This window comes from Brotaphodocola sp. (genome assembly GCF_983179755.1).
On record NZ_CFAHBC010000001.1, the window covers coordinates 229976 to 247610 of the forward strand.

Annotated in this window: 15 protein-coding genes; 10 read left to right on the forward strand and 5 right to left on the reverse strand. The window is 48.7% G+C overall.

All coding sequences use genetic code 11. From position 1 onward, the window contains the following. Positions 1-2: 2 nt before the first annotated feature. The 3 genes from AC4EVX_RS00960 to AC4EVX_RS00970 all read left to right on the forward strand — a co-directional run bounded on the left by AC4EVX_RS00960 (position 3) and on the right by AC4EVX_RS00970 (position 3780). Positions 3-974 (forward strand): AEC family transporter, encoded by a 972-nt coding sequence (locus tag AC4EVX_RS00960; protein WP_177978052.1) that lies wholly within the window; start codon positions 3-5, stop codon positions 972-974. Between the two features lie 329 nt (positions 975-1303). After that, on the forward strand, positions 1304-2158 hold the full coding sequence (locus AC4EVX_RS00965) for an aldo/keto reductase (RefSeq protein ID WP_177978051.1): 855 nt from the start codon (positions 1304-1306) through the stop codon (positions 2156-2158). A 311-nt stretch (positions 2159-2469) separates the two neighbouring features. Beyond that, a complete protein-coding gene (locus AC4EVX_RS00970) occupies positions 2470-3780 on the forward strand; it encodes a nickel pincer cofactor-dependent isomerase, group 22 (RefSeq protein ID WP_177978050.1) in 1311 nt (436 codons plus the stop codon). A 36-nt stretch (positions 3781-3816) separates the two neighbouring features. On the opposite strand, the gene AC4EVX_RS00975 is transcribed toward AC4EVX_RS00970, so the two are convergent. After that, on the reverse strand, positions 3817-4569 hold the full coding sequence (locus AC4EVX_RS00975) for a LysR family transcriptional regulator substrate-binding protein (protein ID WP_490159371.1): 753 nt from the start codon (positions 4567-4569) through the stop codon (positions 3817-3819). Positions 4570-4601: 32 nt separating this feature from the next. Between AC4EVX_RS00975 and AC4EVX_RS00980 the strand changes: the two genes are divergently transcribed. Then, positions 4602-5360 (forward strand): GntP family permease, encoded by a 759-nt coding sequence (locus tag AC4EVX_RS00980; protein WP_490159372.1) that lies wholly within the window; start codon positions 4602-4604, stop codon positions 5358-5360. A 145-nt stretch (positions 5361-5505) separates the two neighbouring features. On the opposite strand, the gene AC4EVX_RS00985 is transcribed toward AC4EVX_RS00980, so the two are convergent. Beyond that, positions 5506-6417 (reverse strand): LysR substrate-binding domain-containing protein, encoded by a 912-nt coding sequence (locus AC4EVX_RS00985; protein ID WP_177978048.1) that lies wholly within the window; start codon positions 6415-6417, stop codon positions 5506-5508. A 361-nt stretch (positions 6418-6778) separates the two neighbouring features. On the opposite strand from AC4EVX_RS00985, the gene AC4EVX_RS00990 reads away from it, so the two are divergent. The 4 genes from AC4EVX_RS00990 (at position 6779) to AC4EVX_RS01005 (ending at position 11652) form a co-directional block, all read left to right on the forward strand. After that, on the forward strand, positions 6779-8245 hold the full coding sequence (locus tag AC4EVX_RS00990) for an FAD-dependent oxidoreductase (RefSeq protein ID WP_177978047.1): 1467 nt from the start codon (positions 6779-6781) through the stop codon (positions 8243-8245). Next, entirely contained in the window at positions 8242-9480 is a 1239-nt protein-coding gene (locus AC4EVX_RS00995; RefSeq protein ID WP_177978046.1) for an FAD-dependent oxidoreductase, read from the forward strand. The genes AC4EVX_RS00990 and AC4EVX_RS00995 overlap by 4 nt, the downstream gene beginning before the upstream one ends. Next, positions 9474-9851, forward strand: a complete 378-nt coding sequence (locus AC4EVX_RS01000) for a DUF1667 domain-containing protein (RefSeq protein ID WP_177978045.1) — start codon at positions 9474-9476, stop codon at positions 9849-9851. The genes AC4EVX_RS00995 and AC4EVX_RS01000 overlap by 7 nt, the downstream gene beginning before the upstream one ends. 421 nt (positions 9852-10272) lie before the next feature. Then, the gene (locus AC4EVX_RS01005; protein WP_177978044.1) at positions 10273-11652 is read left to right on the forward strand and encodes a GntT/GntP/DsdX family permease; all 1380 of its coding nucleotides are present in this window, start codon (positions 10273-10275) and stop codon (positions 11650-11652) included. Positions 11653-11782: 130 nt separating this feature from the next. Here AC4EVX_RS01005 and AC4EVX_RS01010 read toward each other — a convergent pair whose 3' ends face one another. Beyond that, positions 11783-12670, reverse strand: a complete 888-nt coding sequence (locus AC4EVX_RS01010; RefSeq protein ID WP_177978043.1) for a LysR substrate-binding domain-containing protein — start codon at positions 12668-12670, stop codon at positions 11783-11785. Between the two features lie 50 nt (positions 12671-12720). Beyond that, positions 12721-13743 (reverse strand): LysR substrate-binding domain-containing protein, encoded by a 1023-nt coding sequence (locus AC4EVX_RS01015; protein ID WP_177978042.1) that lies wholly within the window; start codon positions 13741-13743, stop codon positions 12721-12723. A gap of 308 nt (positions 13744-14051) precedes the next feature. On the opposite strand from AC4EVX_RS01015, the gene AC4EVX_RS01020 reads away from it, so the two are divergent. Beyond that, entirely contained in the window at positions 14052-15335 is a 1284-nt protein-coding gene (locus tag AC4EVX_RS01020) for an SLC13 family permease (RefSeq protein ID WP_490159373.1), read from the forward strand. Between the two features lie 134 nt (positions 15336-15469). Further along, positions 15470-16396, forward strand: coding sequence for an alpha/beta hydrolase fold domain-containing protein (locus tag AC4EVX_RS01025; protein WP_177978040.1), 927 nt, complete (start codon positions 15470-15472; stop codon positions 16394-16396). A 21-nt stretch (positions 16397-16417) separates the two neighbouring features. Here the strand turns inward: AC4EVX_RS01025 and AC4EVX_RS01030 are convergent, their stop codons facing one another. Then, entirely contained in the window at positions 16418-17335 is a 918-nt protein-coding gene (locus tag AC4EVX_RS01030; protein WP_177978039.1) for a LysR substrate-binding domain-containing protein, read from the reverse strand. Positions 17336-17635 lie beyond the last annotated feature (300 nt).

The following is a 17635-nucleotide window of genomic DNA, read 5'->3' on the forward strand; positions in this document are numbered from 1 at the left end:
CCATGGACATTACCGGGCTGTGGACGTTGCAGTGCATGATGTTTCTCATGGTCGCTGCGGGTGCCATTCTCAAAAAAATTGGAATTTTGAAGGCAGAGGGAAAGGGAATGCTCACGGATCTCGTGCTGTATTTCTTCCTGCCCTGCAACATCATTCATTCCTTTCAGATGCAGTTTGACGTGTCGATTCTGCAAAAATTTGCGGTTGTTCTGGCGACCTCTCTGGTTGTGCAGGCAGTCTGCTATGGAATGAGCAAGGTGTTTTATCGAAACCGTCCGGATGGAGTGCGCCGGGTCATGCGCTACTGCACCCTGGTTTCAAACTCTGGATTCTTGGGACTCCCGATTGCGGAGGGAGTCTTCGGAGCTGAGGGCATGATGTATGCCTCTGTCTTCATCATTCCGATGCGTGTTATGATGTGGTCTGCCGGAATTGCGTGCTTTACGGAGAGTCCGGATTTTAAGACGGTTATGAAAAAGATTGCAGTTCATCCGTGTATCATTGCGGTATACATTGGACTTGGACTGCTTCTGTTTCAGCAGCCGCTCGGAGCAGTGTATACCTGGATGGTGACTTCCCTCGGTCCGGTCGGACTGATTGTGAAGATCCTGCTTCAGGCATTGCAAAAAGGAATCAATTCAGCTGGAGCCTGCACAACGCCGAGCACAATGATCCTGATCGGTATGATGCTTGCGGAAGTGAAGCCGAGAGATATGCTGAACAGAGATGCAATGGTAATCACCGTGGTGCGTCTGGTGCTTGTTCCGTTCCTTGTTCTCGTGGGATGTCGTGTTTTTGGCATCAGCGGAATTGTTGCAGGCGTCTGCATCCTGATTTCCGGAATGCCGGCTGGAAGCACAGCTCCGATTCTGGCATCGAAGTACAACTGCGATTATGTATTCGGAACAAAGTGTGTGGTTGTCTCCACGCTGCTCTCAATGCTCTCGATTCCGCTCTGGTGCATGGCGATGTAGGTAGATGGTAAATCTTGAGTATCGATATCGATGATTGAAAATTTTGGTTTTGTGAAGGCGTTCAAAGCTAATCCATCATGGATCTTGGGTCGATCTGTGAGAGTTGAAGTTGAAATGTAATTTTAAGTAATTTTTATATAAATGAAATAAATCCCGGAATGGACAAAACATAGACGGGTGTGCGAAATCAGCCTTGTGATCAGGTTCGGGCTTCGGTTTATCCGAAAATCCGGGGCTGTCGCGGGGCTGAATTTGCGCTAAGTCGCTGTAAGCGTTGATTTGAACAAGTGACGGTAAAAAAAATAGAATTAAAGAATGAGGTGTAAGAAATGAAAAATATGGTAACACTGCCGGATGGTGCAAAGGTACCGGCAATCGGACAGGGAACCTGGTTTCTCGGAGAGCATCCGACTCGCTTAAAGCAGGAGGAGGAAGCACTTCGCGCTGGTGTTGGAGCCGGAATGACGCTGATTGACACCGCAGAGATGTACGGAAATGGAAAGGCGGAGGAGCTGATTGGAAAGACGCTTCCGGAACTCAAGCGGGAAGAGCTTTTTCTCGTTTCTAAAGTGTATCCGCACAATGCAGGACGACGCAACATTTTTAAGAGCTGTATGGCGAGCATGAAGCGAATGGGGGTTGATTATCTTGATCTCTACCTGCTTCACTGGCGCGGTGCGATTCCGCTTGAGGAGACGGTTGCATGCATGGAACAGCTCAAGAAGGAAGGAAAGATCCGCAGATGGGGTGTTTCCAACTTTGATACGGCTGACATGGAGGAGCTTTGGAGCGTTCCGGGCGGAAAGAACTGTGCGGTCAACCAGGTGCTCTACCATGTGGCATCCCGTGGAATCGAGTATGATCTTCTGCCGTGGATGAGAGAGCATCATGTTCCGGTTATGGCATACTGTCCGCTTGCTCAGGGCGGAGATCTGCGCCGTGGTCTCTATGGCAGTGCCGTTTTAAATAAGATTGCACAGGCACATGGAGCAACGGTTTCCCAGGTGCTTCTCGCTTTTGTCATTCGTGGGGGAGATGTGATCGCAATTCCGAGAAGTGGTCATGCAGAGCACACGCTTGAGAATGCAGGTGCAGATCAGATTGTGCTCAGTGCAGAGGAGCTGGCAATGATCGATAAGGAGTTCCCGGCACCGACGAGAAAAGTTTATCTGGATATTGTATAAGGGTAAAAAATTCTCTCAAAAATGTGCGTCGATACGCTTTTTCGAGAACAAATTGCCCCTTTTGGCTAAGATCAAGTTGATGCCACATCCTTCAATCCTTCGTTTTGTTATGGTTTGTCGTAATCTTAGTTTTATTAACACACCTCAAAGAATTATTAAATTTACTTTATTATGAGGATTTTTTATAATAATGGCAGAAAGAAACTTGCGTAGAACAGAGTACATAGGAGATCTGTATACATGGATCACGGATGATGAAAAAGCATCGTTGATCGAAGATATATGGAGGAGTGCGGGAGAAGGAGGACAAAATGAAAGTAACAGTTGGAGGCACGGTTTCAAAACTTTTGAAAGACACAAAGATTCCGAAGATGTTTCATGCAAAGCAGACATTTCCGCGTGAGGTCATCACGGCTGAGGAGATTCCGGCAGTTGTGAACCGTGAACTCGGACAGGAGCAGTTTGCATCCCTGATTCAGCCGGGAATGGAGATCGCAATCACAGCGGGAAGCCGTGGAATCCGAAACGTGGATATTATCACGAAATCAATCGTGGATTTTGTGAAATCGAGAGGGGCAAAGCCATTTATTGTTCCGGCGATGGGAAGCCATGGTGGAGCGACTGCGGAGGGACAGCTTGAGATTCTCGCAAGCTACAACATCACACCGGAGACGATGGGATGTCCGATCAAGTCTTCGATGGAGGTCGTGGAGCTTGGCGTGTCGGAGCGTGGAAGAACGGTTTATCTGGACAAGAATGCCTACGAGGCAGACGGAATTATCGTGTCCTGTCGTCTGAAACCGCATAATGCATTCCGCGGTCGCTACGAGAGCGGTCCGTGTAAGATGATGACGGTCGGTCTTGGAAAGCAGGCGGGAGCTTCCCTCGTGCACAGTGATGGTATGGATGTGATTGCCCAGAACATTCCGACGATGGCAAAGGTTGTTCTCGAGAAAGCGAAGATTCTTCTCGCCATCCCGTGTATCGAGAATGCCTACGATGAGACCTGTAAAATCGAGGCGATTCTTGCAAAGGATATCATGACAAGAGAGCCGGAACTTTTGAAATATGCATTCACGAATATGCCGAAACTTATTGTCGGGGAGACCGATGTCCTCGTTGTCGATGAGGTCGGAAAGAATTACAGTGGAACCGGTGTTGACCCGAATATCACCGGAACATTCTCAACCCCGTATGCAACCGGCGGAATCAAGGTGCAGAGAACGTGTTTTCTGAATTTGAGTGAGGCTTCGCACGGAAATGCGCTCGGCTGTGGTCTTGCCTCCGCAATCACGAAGAAGATCTTTGATGAGATGGATATTGAAAAAATGTATCCGAACTGTATCACGAGCACGGTTCTCGCGTCCGCGCGGATTCCATGTGTCGTTGCAAACGACAAAGAGGCAATCCAGATCTGTATCAAGACCTGCAACAAGATCGACAAGGATCATGTGAGAATGGTGCGAATCGCAAACAGCCTGCATATCGGAGAGATCATGCTGTCCGAGTCCTACTATGAGGATGTCAAGGCAGGCAGATATCCGGGTGTGGAGGCTCTCGACGAGCCACAGGAGCTTGTGTTTGATGAAGAGGGCAACCTGACTGACAGGATTCCGGAATAAATGATTCTTTTATTTGATAAAAGTCTGGGGACGGACTCAGAAACTCTGAGTCCGCATCTCCAGGCTTTTTTCTTTGAAATAACGCATTGCCAGGCTGATAAAATTCTGGGCGGCATTTGTCAGGTAATACCCCTTCTTGTGCAGGGCACAGAGCTCCCAGCGCGGGCGCTGTGGCAGATAGAAATAGGCAATGTCTGAGAGATCGCCTACATAGCTCTGAGCAAGAAGCGTACATGCCATATTGTTTTTTACCATGTTTCTCATCGTCACATTGCTTGCTGTCTCAAACAGAATCTTCGGCTGAAATCCGGCTTCCTCAAACAGCGGATCAATCAGTGTCCTCATCGTCGAACTCTTGAACATCAGCACAAAATACTCATCCCGAAATGCTTTCAAATCGATCGTGGTGAACGGTTCTCCGGGCGCAGAGGCGTTCTTGGCGAGCGGATGGGAGCGGGGAACGGCGAGAAAAATGTCCTCGTAGAGAATGTGGTCGTAATCGTCGCTGTTTTTGTCCTTTGGAGTCACGGTTACGAAGCCAATGTCGAGATCGCCCTTATTGACCATGTTCTGTTGCTTGTGGACACCAATCTCGGTAGGTTCAATTTTGATGTTCGGAAACTGTTTGTGAAATTCCGGATAAATACTCATCAGCATATTGATTCCACGTTCCGGAGTCAGCCCGATCGAGAGCGTGCCGGCCTTATTTTCAGCGAGATCATTAATGATGTTGTAGGCTACTTTCTTGAGAAAACAGATTCTCTGACCATACTCCACATGAATTACCACGTCTGAAGTCTTCGTTTCCTACGCCATCAGGCGTGGTAATTCATCAGATTCGTACCTATGACCGCAAAGAATTCAAGAAAGAGTACATCAAGACGATGGATCAGCTCGACCAGATTATGAACGCAAAAGAGCTTCCGGGTCTTTGGAACTCCCTCTCTCCGATCGTTGTTCCGCTTATCCTGATCTTCTGCAAGACTGGTTTAAGCCTGACTTCCATCGAGAGTGGACTGCTTTACAATGTGGTAAATCTGTTTGGTGCTCCGATCGTGGCTCTTGCAATCGGTACGACGCTTGCTGTTTATGGTCTTGGCGCAAAATTGGATCAGAAGCAGATCATCAGCATCATGAACGACAGCATCAAGGATACCGGTATCATCATGCTGATCACTGGTGCCGGTGGTTCTCTGGGAAATGTTGTAAAAGTCAGCGGTGTCGGTGATGTCCTCGGTTCCATGGTAGTCAGCTGGCCGATCTCGGCAATCCTGATTCCGGTTATCATCGCAGCACTGATGAGAATCGCTCTCGGATCTGCAACCGTTGCAATCACGACCGCTGCTTCCCTGACAGCTCCGCTTCTTCCGATGCTCAACGTATCCCCGGTTCTGCTTGCACAGGCATGCTGTATCGGCGCAATCGCCTTTGGATATTTCAATGATAGTGGATTCTGGGTATTCAATGGAATGTTTGGACTGACAGATATGAAAGATCAGTTGAAATGTAAGACTGCCGTCTCGATGGTCATGGCAGGAGTCGGAGTCGTCGAGCTATTGATTATCAATATGTTTATTTAAAAACCTGCGTTATTTGAATGTTATATGTATGCTCTGCGAGTGTTGAGTTGAACGAAACGTAAAAGCATACAGGAAATTGTACATCGAAGATGCATCAGCCCCGCCTGTTCCCTGGCGGGGCGTATTTTGTTGTATTTTGATATTTTTAATCCAACTTCTCCACCCAATACTCCTGACACAGCTCTAAAAATCTCTTCTCCGCATAACTTAAATAAGCATCCTTGCGACAGCAGATCGTGACTTCCCAGTGCGGGTGCTGGGTCAGGCGGAAGTAGACGACATTTTCAAGCGGGACGGCGAAGGTTGCAGGAAGAAGTGCGCATCCGACCCCGGCATTTACCATCCGATACTTGCTGACATTACTGCTGGTCGAAAACAACACTTTCGGTACAAATCCGGATTCCGCAAACAGTCGCTCCACAAGCGGGTACATCGTGGAAGTCTGGGCAATCAGAATAAAGGGATCTTCCTGAAACTGTGTCAGAGAAATCTCCGGAGCCGTCTTTCGGTCTGGACTTCCGAGCTTTGCAAAGCGATGGGAGGTGGGAACAGCGAGAAAGATTTCCTCGTCTGCCATATGCAGGTAAGTGTTGTCATCTTTCTGGTCCGGCATGAGTGTGATCAGACCGAGATCGATGTTTCCTTTTGAGATCTGTTTCTGCATCGTGCGGACGTTCTGTTCGATCGGCTCGAGGATGACATTCGGGAGTTCGCGGTGAAAAGCAGGATAAATTGCGGTGAACATATCGACCCCGCGTTCCGGGATCAGACCGATTGTGAACTGCCGATGCGACTGTTCAGCGAGGTCGTGAATCCGGCTGTATGCGTCCTTTCGGATATTCAGAATCTCTTTTGCGGAATCGACATAGATCTGCCCCGCCGGTGTGAGCTGCCAGTCGGAGCGGGTGCGGATGAAAAGAGGAGTGCCGAGCTCTTTTTCCAGTTTTTGAAGCTGCTGGTTGAGCGCTGACTGGGTGATGAAGAGCTTTTCGCCTGCGCGTGTGATGCTGTGTTCCTCGCTGATTGCAATGATGTATTCAATTTGCTTTAAATCCATAGTATGATACCTGCTTTCATGATAATGATTTGATCGTGATTATCTGCCGATCGCAAACGAATTTTTCACTTATAAACATTAGAAAAACTAACATATAAGTAAGAAACATCAATTTGACTAACATATACTCCATATATATAATAAAACACAGAAGAATTCAAGAGAAAAATTATCAAAAAAATGGCGAAAAAGTTATTGTATATGGGTAGGCATTTTCTGAACTGAAAATACCGTATGATACAGTGGCGGTGGTAGTAGAATTTGCCGATCTGGAATGCGAAGCATCGGTAAAATCCGTTGCTGTTTGCGCAACGTGTGAACAGTAACGCGAAAAAAAGAAGTACAGGAGAAGTGAGAGAGAATGGAACGATTTGATGTCATCGTGATCGGCGCGGGGGTTGTCGGTTCTGCGGTCGCAAGAGAGCTTGCGAGATACCGTTTAAACAGCTGTGTGCTTGAGAAAGAACTCGATGTGGCATGCGGAAACAGCAGTAGAAACACTGGTATGCTTCACGCCGGATTTACCTACAAGCCAGGTTCCTTAAAAGCAGAGTGTGCCGTTGAGGGAAACAAGGAGTTCGATCAGGTCGCAAAGGAGCTTGGTGTTCCATTTAAGCGTACCGGAAAGCTCGTTGTCGGGTTTACCGAGCACGACCGCGAGAATATCTTAAAGTACAAGGTGATCGGGGAGAAGAATGGTGTCGAGGGCATGAGGATGATCGACAAGGAAGAGATCGAGAAGATCGATCCGAATGCCGGTGGAGAGTTCGCAATGTATGTGCCATCCTCCGGAATTCTCGATCCGATGGCGTACACGATTGCACTTGCCGAGAATGCGTGCATGAACGGTGTGAAGTTCCATTTTGGAGAAAAAGTCGTAAAGATTGACCGTCCAGACTCGGAAGATGGCGATTACCGGATTCACACCGAGGAGAACGAGTATGCGACGAGATGGGTGATCAACTGTGCGGGTATGTATGCGCCGGAGATTTCCGAGATGCTCGGCTATCCGAATTATCCGACGAAGGGCTTCAAGGGCGAGTACTATGTGCTTGACAAGAAAGCTGGAAAGTATCTCTCGATTCCGGTTTATCCGGCTCCGAACGACAAGGGCGGATTTTCCACCCATGCGACCCCTACGGTTGATGGAAATGTGCTTGTTGGTCCGGATTCCTATGTAACTGAGGATCGTGAGGATTACAAGGTCACAAAACCACATCTCGACGGTCTGTTTACAGATGGAAGCCGGATGTTCAAGCAGATGAAGCGAGAGTATTTTATTCGCAACTTTGCAGGAATCCGCTGGAAGCGGTATAATCCGGAGACTGGCGAGATCCTCGATTTTCTGCTCGAGTCGGATGAGGCGCATCCACACACAGTCAACCTCGTCGGCATCGAGTCGCCGGGAATCACCTGTGCGCTTCCGCTTGCACGGCGCGCAGTCGCACGACTTGTCGCAAAAGAAAATCCGCAGAAAAATGAGACGTTTAACCCGGTTCGCCCGGCGCCGAAGCGTTTCTACGATATGACGCGCGAGGAGCAGAGAGAGGCAGTCGAGAAAAATCCTCTTTATGGCGAGATCGTTTGCCGGTGTGAGACTGTGACGAAGGCAGAGATCCTTTCCGCGATTCACAATCCTCTCGGCGTTCATACTGTGACCGGAATCAAGAACCGGACGCGCGCGACGATGGGACGCTGTCAGGGTGGTTACTGTGAGACGAGAATCACCGATATGATCGAGGAAGAACTTGGAGAGAAACCGGAAGATGTGCGATATTCAAAGAAAGATTCCTACATGTTTACAGGGAGAGTGAGGGACGCGAAATGAGAAATGTGGATGTAGTGATCATCGGCGGTGGTCCTGCCGGACTTGCAAGTGCCATTGAACTTTACAAAAAAGGAGTAACCGACATTTTGATTTTGGAGCGCGAGAAAAAGCCGGGCGGAATTTTGAGACAGTGTATCCATGACGGCTTTGGACTGACCCGTTTCGGGGAGACGCTCAGCGGACCGGAATATGCCTCCCGGTTTGTGCATCAGGCAGAAGAACTCGGAATTCCGTGCATGACCGACACGACTGTGCTCGAGGTGACAAAGGACAAGAAAGTCTATGCATCTTCCGCAAAAGAGGGTTTTGCCGAGATTCAGGCGAAAGCCGTTGTGCTCGCAATGGGATGCAGGGAGAGAACGAGAGGAGCGATCAGCATTCCGGGAACCCGCCCCGCAGGCATTTACACCGCAGGTGTCGCCCAGGCGTATATCAACCTCAGGAATGAGATGGTCGGAAAAGAGGTTGTGATCCTCGGTTCCGGAGACATCGGAATGATCATGGCGCGCAGAATGACGCTCGAGGGCGCACATGTCATCGGAGTTTTTGAGCTTCAGCCGTATGCGAGCGGACTTCCGAGAAATATTGAACAGTGCTTAAATGACTACCACATTCCGCTGTATTTGAGCCATTCAGTGACTGATATCCGCGGAAAAGACCGACTCGAGTCGGTTGTGATCTCCGAGATGGACGAGCATTTACAGCCGATTCCGGGAACCGAAAAAGAATATCCGTGTGACACGCTGATTCTTTCCGTTGGACTGATTCCGGAGAATGAGCTGACCTGGGGAGCGGGAGCCAAAGAAGATCCGGGAACAAAGGGCGCATCGGTAGATGAGAGCTACCAGACGACGGTGCCGGGAATATTTTCCGCAGGAAATGTGCTTCACGTTCATGATCTCGTCGATTTTGTGTCGATGGAGGCGGAGGCGCTTGCAGACTGCGCAGTGCGTTATGTCAGAGAGGGAAATCTTCCAGAGTGTAAGCTCGCCGTGAAAGGCGATGCGCTTGTCGGTCAGCTCGTACCGGCGAGAATCAGTGGAACGAGTGATGTGACGGTTTCCTTCCGGGTGAGAAAACCGCTGAAAGGCTGTACCGTGGAGATCTGTCAGGGCGATAAGGTCGTGAAGAAGCAGAAATTCCCGAAGGCGCTTCCGGCAGAGATGATTCAGATGAAACTGAAGGCAGAGCAGTTGAACGAGCAGGATGATCTGGAGGTGAGAGTGGTATGCTGAGAACATTTACCTGTATTATGTGTCCGCAGGGCTGTGACATCACGGCAGAACTCGAAGAAAATCAGGGGAAAATGGAGATTTTGAGCATCTGTGGAAATAAGTGTCCGAAAGGAAAAGCATATGTGACGCAGGAGCTTATCGCTCCGATGAGAAATATTGCAACCTCGGTGCTTGTGACAGGCGGAGAGCTTCCACTCGCAAGTGTCCGGCTGACGAAGCCGATTCCGAAAGACCGGATTTTTGATGTGATGGCAGAGATCCGAAAGGTTCATCTGAATGCTCCGGTTATAGAAGGTGAGGTTGTGATCGCGAATGTGCTCGGTCTTGAGAGTGATGTGATTCTCACGAGAAGCGTTGACAAAAAAGACTGAGAAAAAGGATTGAGAGAAAATAGTCGAAAGCCTGAAAAAATCTTGGAAAATGAGAAATAGAAGCGTGGAAAACCAGGACTCATAACATAAAGGCTATATTAAGATTAAGAAAAGAGGTGTGGGAAAACGCACAAAAAAACTCGTAAATCTTCGGATTTACCGGGTCTTTTTTGTATATAATGACAAAAGTGTATCAAAAACCGTCAAAATACTATTCAAAAAACTTATAGATCTATCAGAAGTACGCGTTTTACTTAGAGAGAAAAACTCGCTATAATGACATCGTCAACGAAATGACAATCGTGAATGAAACGATCGTAACCGGTGCGATGTTCAGACAACAAATCAAACAAAAAAGACACAAAAAAAGATACGACACAAAAGAAAATTAGCAAAGAAAGCAAGGAAAGAGGAGTTGGGTATGTCACAGGAAACGCAGATGCTTCTGGGATTAGTTCTTGGAATTGCAATTATGATCATTCTGGTCATGAAGACGAAAACACATACGTTCATTGCACTTCTTCTGGCTGCACTGATTTGCGGTCTCGTGGGAGGAATGACTCCGTCTGATGCGATCACAGCGATTCAGGACGGATTTGGTAACACATTAAAGAGTACAGGTATCATTATTGGACTTGGCGTTATGATGGGTGGAATTCTGGAGAAAACCGGAGCTGCCGAGCGTCTCGCTTACACCTTTATCAAGGCAATCGGAAAAGGAAAAGAAGAGTGGGCACTTGGTATCACCGGATGGCTGGTTTCGATTCCGGTATTTGCAGATTCCGCAGTTGTTATCTTTGCACCTCTGTGTAAAGCACTTTCCCGCGTCAGCGGAAAATCCGTCATCGGTCTGGCACTTGCAATGGCATGTGGTCTTCAATGTACTCATGTACTTGTTCCGCCGACTCCGGGTCCTCTGACTGCTGCAGGAATGATGGGCGTTGATGTCGGTCAGATGATCATCGCAGGAAGCCTGCTGTCCATTCCGATTTTTATTGCAGCAATGCTGTATTCCAAGTGGATTGGAACGAAAATTTATCAGGTTCCGAACACCGATGGCACATTTGATCGCAAGGAGTTCAAGAAAGAATACATCAAGTCTATGGATCAGCTTGATGAGATCATGAACGCAAAAGAGCTTCCGGGTCTGTGGGATTCCATCTCCCCGATTCTGGTTCCGATCGTTCTGATTCTCTGCAAGACTGTTGCCGGTCTGACCTCTCTCGACAGTGGTGCTGTCTATGAGATCATCAGCCTGCTCGGTTCCCCGATCGTGGCACTTGGAATTGGTACGACGATGGCAGTTTACGGTCTTGGAAAACATATGGACCAGAAGAAAGTCATCGGCATCATGAACGAGAGTATTAAGGATACCGGTATGATCATGCTGATCACCGGTGCCGGTGGTTCTCTTGGTAACATCGTAAAAGTCAGCGGTATCGGTGATGCACTCGGTGCAACCGTTATGGCTCTTCCGATCCCGGCAATCCTGATCCCGGTTATCATCGGTGCTCTGATGCGTCTGGCACTCGGATCTGCAACCGTATCGATCACAACCGCAGCTTCCCTGACAGCTCCGCTTATCAGCCAGCTTGGACTGAATCCGGTTCTGATGGCACAGGCAAGCTGTATCGGCGCAATCGCCTTCAGTTACTTCAACGACAGTGGATTCTGGGTATTCAATGGAATGTTCGGTCTGACGGAGCTGAAAGACCAGGTAAAGTGTAAGACAGCAGTTTCCCTGATCATGGTCGGTGTCGGCATTGTAGAACTGTTGATTCTGAGCGCAATCTGGAAATAAAATCAGAGATAAATAAGAAATAAAAATTAAGAAGAAACCTCCCCTGTGGTTTTGGGTCAGCCACAGAGGAGGTTTTTTGTGTCAAAATATGTGGGGTGTTGGGGATAAATCAGGCATCGGTGTTATTTGTTTACTGCGGGGCATTTTTGAGCAAAAGCATAATCAGATCGCGGATTGGACCGGTCAGGATGATTCCTTTTGAGTAGGCAATGACGACATGAAAGATCATCGGCTCTGGCAGAGAGAACAGGTGGCATCCTTCCGCGTGATCGTAGACCGAGCGCGGAAGGAAGGCGATGCCTTTACCGTTTGCGACCATGTTGCTCGATGCATTCAAGTCGCGGATCTCACAGAGGACATCCGGGGTGAACGAACAGTGGGAGAGGATCTCTCTCTCAAGACTTCGGAAATAGCTGTTCTGCTGGTTTAAGATAAAGGGCTCATCTCGAAGCAGGGAGAGATCAACCCCATGTTTCTCAAATGAGGAGACTGCGGGGTGAGAGGCGGGCAGGGCAAGCATGAGTTCTTCATCTCTGAGGGGCATGAACTCGAGCATCGTGTGGCTTGCCTCCCTCGTCGCGATGACGGCGAGATCTGCCATTCCATTTGAGAGGTAATCCTTTGCGATCGAGGCATTGCCATCGATTGTGCTGATTCTTGTATTCGGATGGAGCTTGCGAAACTCAGACAGGATGTCGACGGAGAAATCCGGCAGAAGCGCATTATTATAGATGAAAGTGATCTGTCGTTTTCCGGATTGTTCGAGTTTTCGGATCTCCTCAAGTGCGTGCTCGTAAATACTTTGGACGGATCGCGCCCCGTTCACATAGATTTTGCCGGCATCGGTGAGAATCATCTCGCCCCGCTCGCGCAGAAAGAGCTTTGTGCCGAGGCGCTCCTCGACGCGCTTGAGCTGTCGGCTGATCGCGGGCTGTGAGACGAGAAGGCGGTCGGCGGCGCGGGAGATCGATTTTTCTTCCGCAATCGCGATGATGTATTCAAGAGTTTGGGTGTTCATAGTATCTCCTTTTCTGAAAATGTGCTCTCGAAGTTCCTTTGGGTGTTCTCTTAGAGTCCTGTGAGAAGTGGGCTTGGTTGGGAACGCTCAAGTGGGGAATTGGGGGCAAACTCTTCCCAGATCGAGCGCGCGATTGCGTTGAAATCCGGAGTGTAAATCGGATTTGAGAGATCATGACATATCATCAGATAGATGAAGTAGCGTTCACTCGCTGACAGGACATGATTTTTCCGAAGAATGACGCAAAGATCCAGGGAAATCCGTGGGGAGAGCGAGAGGTAAACAATATCGGAGGAGTGCTCGATTGCAAATGAAATAGGAAGAAAACCGACACCGGCTCCGCCATAGATCATATTTCGGATGACGATGTTATTTCCACTCTCAAAGACAACGGTGGGATGGAAACCAGCCTGGCTGAAAATATAGTCGGAGACGGCGCGAACCGAGCTTCCCGGGGACATGATGATGAATGGAGAATCAGAAAACTCGTTGATCGAGACAGAGGCAAAGCGTTGCCCGGCATTTCGTTCGCTTGCACGCCCGGCAAGCGGGTGGAACGACGGGACACCGAGGACGATCTCTTCGCGAAAAAGCGTCACATAGTCAAACTCGGTGGATTCCGTGTCAAAACACGTTCCGAGAGAGCAGGAGACACTGCCGTTTCTTACCATTTCTTTTAAGTCGCGCATATAGCCCTCGCGCATTTCCAGACGAACGGTGGGAAAACGCTGAGAAAATTTCGAGAAAATCTGCGCTGCCATCGCGGAACCGCGCAGGGGAGTCACACCGATGCGGATCGTCTCAGTCGGCTTGACGCTGAGCTGATGAATGGACTGAAGGGTCTGTTCCTGCACAGCGAGAATCTTTCTTGAGGCATCGAGGTAGATGCGTCCGGCAGGCGTCGGGATCATCTGTTTCTTGTTTCGGACAAAGAGGTCGATTCCGAGTTCACACTCTAAGTTGGAGAGAAAGGCGCTTAACGTCGGCTGGGAGATCCCGAGTTTTTTTCCGGCTCCGGACAGAGTACCGGTCTCGGCGATTGCGACAAGGTAGGACAGGGTTTTAATATTCATATGGAATTCCTTTCTATGACTTCTGGTTTTGCACAGGGCGAAAAACGACTTGTGCAAGAAAAGCGAGAAGTGAGTTGGATAAGGACAGAATAGTGGATGTGGGGCGAAAAGTCAAGAAAAAGTATAGCTTTTTGTAATAATATATATAGCGGTAGTTGGATTGTGTATTTACAAAGACAATGATAAAATACTAACATAACAAGTGGGAAGAAAAAGGTTTTGTGAACATTCTGCACGGCCGAATATCATGAGCAGAGGGCGAACTGGATTCTTTTTGCATGCAAAAATGTAATGGGAGATAGTTTGAGATGAATGTACAGATGATAATGGCTTTGTGTATTCTGGTATTTATGGTAGTCATGCTGTTGACGCATGTTCTGCCGTATGGTGTGACCGCAATGATCTGCTGTGTTCTCTTTGTATTCACAGGCGTTCTGGATCTGAAAACTGCGTTTTCCGGTCTGTCGAGCAGTACGACACTGATGATCGCACCGATGATTGTAGTTGCAAGCGCACTCGGAAAGACGAGTTTGATTCACCGGTTAAGAGGGGTGATGGGAAAACTTCAGGGAAAGAGCGGTCTGCTTCTGATCCTTGGTATGTGTGGAATGACGATTGTTCTGTCTCAGCTGATGGGACAGGTTGCCTGCATTTCCGTTATGCTTCTCTTTATTCAGACTTTTGACGATGACAGCGAGTACTCTCCGTCGAGACTGCTGTTTCTTGTAGCAACGATCAACTGTCTGGCAACATCCAAGTTCCCGATCGGTATGGGAGCAACGATGCCGGGCACCATCACTTCCTATTATCAGGGACTGGTAGGACCGGAGGATTATCTTGGAATTACCGATTTCTGCAAGGCAGGAATTCTTCCTCTGATTGTAGGAACGATCTATTGTGTGTTATTCTATAAACTGATCCCGAATGGCTCAATCGACAAGTCTCAGGTTAAGGATGTCAAGGATGTAGAGCCGATCTCCAAGAAAAATGAGTTCATGATCTTTGCAGTATTTATCGCAATCATGTTGGGATTTGCATTTACCGAACAGCTCGGAAGCGACATTACGAATGTAATTCCGTCTGCCGGTCTTCTGATTCTGATCGTGTTTAAAGTACTTCCGATTCCGGAGGTTATGAAGACTCTGACTTGCGATATGGTATGGATGGTAGCCGGAATGAGCGTTGTCTCCACCGCCCTTTCCAAGACCGGTGTCGGCGAACTGATCGGTCAGACCGTATTGAATATCCTTGGTGGTCATCCGAGCGGACTCTTTGTCAGCATCGTCTTCTGTGTTGCCTGCGCGCTGATGACAAACTTCATGTCCAACATGGGAACGATGGCTCTGATGAGCCCGATCGCAGCTTCGACCGCACTGGCAGGTGGAATGAATGTGAAGGCAGTTGTTCTTTGCTGTTGCGTATCTGCATGGCTCGCATTTGTAATGCCGACCGGTTGTTCCGGAACGATGATGGCATTTGGTATCGGCAATCAGAACCCGATCAAGACGATGAAGTTCACGCTTCCGCTTCTTGTGCTCACGCTGATTGCGTTGATTATCGGAATTAATATCTTCTTCCCGATTTACGGCTAAAACTGATTTACGGATGAGGTTAAAAAATCGAGTCCTGCTTCATCATTCATTTGCTGAGGCAGGGCTTTATTGGCAGGATGGCAAAATGCTTTGTCTATGTCAGCTTGAAAAAGAAAAAAAGGAGAGCTCATACAATGAGAAAAGTATTTGATCCAGGTACAAAAAAGAAAACTCTGACATTGATTGACAATGTCGTATATTCAAATGTAAAAGATCTCGAGGGAAATCCTCTGGAATTGAAGATGTCGATTCTGCTTCAGAATGGAAACAGCGAGATGCGTCTGGCAGTCGGCGAAGATGATCCGAAGGAGGATCACAGCCCGAAGCCGGCACTCGTGTGGATTCCGGGCGGTGGCTGGAGAGGGGCTGACAAGAACCTGATGCTCGGCGAGATGGCAGAGTTTGCAAATGCGGGCTACGTTGTGGCATCGATCTACTATCGGAGCAGTGCACAGGGACATTATCCGGACCAGTTACTCGATGTGAAGACCGCAGTTCGTTTCCTGCGTGCAAATGCACAGAAGTACGAGATTGATCCGGAGCGGGTCGGCGTGTTTGGAAGATCCGCGGGCGGTCACCTCTCTGCGATGATGGCGATGAATCAGGACGGATTTGACGGTGAAGAGTGGGCTGGCTACTCCTCCGAGATTCAGGCAAGTTGTGACATGTTTGGACCGGTCGATGTGCGTGCGCTGATGGAGGGCGAGGAAGCCCGCTTCTCCGATCCGAATTTCCGCTGGCATCGTCTTGAGGACACCCACGGCGGTGCGCTGATCGGCGGAGATCCGGCTACGATGAAGGAGAGAGCGGAGCTTGCAAGCCCGGTCAACATGGTAAATCCGAAGATGTGTCCGCTCCAGATTCTGCACGGTGACAATGACCCGCTCGTCCCGATCGAGAAGAGCAGTGAGGTGCTCTATCAGAAGATCGTGTCTGCGGGAATGGAGGATCGAGTAGAATTCTATACCTTCCCGGGTGCCGGACACGGTTCAAGAGAGTTCTTCCAGGATTCAGTCAAGAAACTGCAGATTGAGTTCTTTGACCGTTACCTGAAACGATAAGATATAAGATTTAGACCTGACTTACCAGGACTCCTCTTTTGACCAGTATTCTTTTGCAAGGCGAACGAATTCCTTTGCGCCGGAGCTTAAATAGCTTCCCTTCTTGTGAAGGATCGTCATATCCCAGGTTGGGTGGTCTTCGAGGGCGAAGCAGGCGAGGCGCGCCGAGGGATTGCGAACATAATAATGAGGGATGATACCGCAACAGAGTGTCGATTCGACCATCGGCACGATGCTTGCGGTATTGTTCGTCTCGAAGAGGACATTTGGGGTAAATCCCGCCTTTGCAAAAATCTGATCGCAGACAGCTCTGAGTGTGGAGTTCTTGTCCATCAGGACGAAAGGCTCATACTGGAGCTCTTTTAAGTCGAGGATCGAGAGTGGTTTGCCGGGGGCGGAGGCACGGACGGCGAGCGGATGACCGGACGGAATGATGACGCTCATCTCCTCGGTGCCGAGAAGGATGTGGTTGTCGCTCGTCCGCTCGCTGAGCGGAAGCGTGATGAAGCCGAGATCGATCTCTCCGCGGGCGACGGCCTGCTGTTGGAGGTAGACGCGCATCTCAATCGGAACAACCTGAAGGTGGGGACAGTTCTTGTGAAGTTCCGGGTAGATGCTTGTGAACATCCGAAGTCCGCGTCCCGGTGTCAGACCGATCGTGAGCTTTCCTTTCTGGATGTTTGAGACATCATAGATTCGGTTGTAAGTCTCCTTCTTGATGCTCAGCATCGCTTTTGCGCCCTCGACATAGATCTTGCCGGCTTCAGTCAGTCCCCAGTTGGTGCGGGAGCGGTGAAAAAGCGGAGTCCCGAGTTCCTGCTCAAGTTTTAAGAGCTGTTGATTTAAGGCGGACTGGGAGATGAAGAGCTTTTCAGCTGCGCGAGTGATGTTGTTTTCTTCTGCAATCTTCAAAATGTATTCAATCTGTTTGGTATCCAAGCGATCGACTCCTTTTAACAAAAAATATATTTTAGTATAACATAAATATTTCGTCAGAGGTACTCGGAGATTCTCATTTACGGATACGACTAGATACTACTAGATACGACTCACTACTCTTAGAAAAACTGATAGGTCTATTGGAATCCTGTATTTTACTTATCGAGAAAAAATGCATATAATAAGAACATGATGAAGGCGATGAAAAAAGCCGACAACAAACCCTCTAGCTTGGAAGAAGTGGAAGATGTGTGCTGGACGCATTTTCCGCTTCTTTTTCTTTTCTATGATTTTTTTCTT

Excerpts from the sequence above, each read along its gene's own strand:
- AC4EVX_RS00985 (WP_177978048.1), bottom strand. The coding sequence starts at position 6,417 with ATGGATTTAAAGCAAATTGAATACATCATTGCAATCAGCGAGGAACAC.
- AC4EVX_RS01020 (WP_490159373.1), top strand. The coding sequence starts at position 14,052 with ATGAATGTACAGATGATAATGGCTTTGTGTATTCTGGTATTTATGGTA.
- AC4EVX_RS01010 (WP_177978043.1), bottom strand. The coding sequence starts at position 12,670 with ATGAACACCCAAACTCTTGAATACATCATCGCGATTGCGGAAGAAAAA.
- AC4EVX_RS00965 (WP_177978051.1), top strand. The coding sequence starts at position 1,304 with ATGAAAAATATGGTAACACTGCCGGATGGTGCAAAGGTACCGGCAATC.
- AC4EVX_RS00960 (WP_177978052.1), top strand. The coding sequence starts at position 3 with ATGGACATTACCGGGCTGTGGACGTTGCAGTGCATGATGTTTCTCATG.
- AC4EVX_RS00995 (WP_177978046.1), top strand. The coding sequence starts at position 8,242 with ATGAGAAATGTGGATGTAGTGATCATCGGCGGTGGTCCTGCCGGACTT.
- AC4EVX_RS01015 (WP_177978042.1), bottom strand. The coding sequence starts at position 13,743 with ATGAATATTAAAACCCTGTCCTACCTTGTCGCAATCGCCGAGACCGGT.
- AC4EVX_RS00990 (WP_177978047.1), top strand. The coding sequence starts at position 6,779 with ATGGAACGATTTGATGTCATCGTGATCGGCGCGGGGGTTGTCGGTTCT.
- AC4EVX_RS01025 (WP_177978040.1), top strand. The coding sequence starts at position 15,470 with ATGAGAAAAGTATTTGATCCAGGTACAAAAAAGAAAACTCTGACATTG.
- AC4EVX_RS01005 (WP_177978044.1), top strand. The coding sequence starts at position 10,273 with ATGTCACAGGAAACGCAGATGCTTCTGGGATTAGTTCTTGGAATTGCA.
- AC4EVX_RS00970 (WP_177978050.1), top strand. The coding sequence starts at position 2,470 with ATGAAAGTAACAGTTGGAGGCACGGTTTCAAAACTTTTGAAAGACACA.
- AC4EVX_RS01000 (WP_177978045.1), top strand. The coding sequence starts at position 9,474 with ATGCTGAGAACATTTACCTGTATTATGTGTCCGCAGGGCTGTGACATC.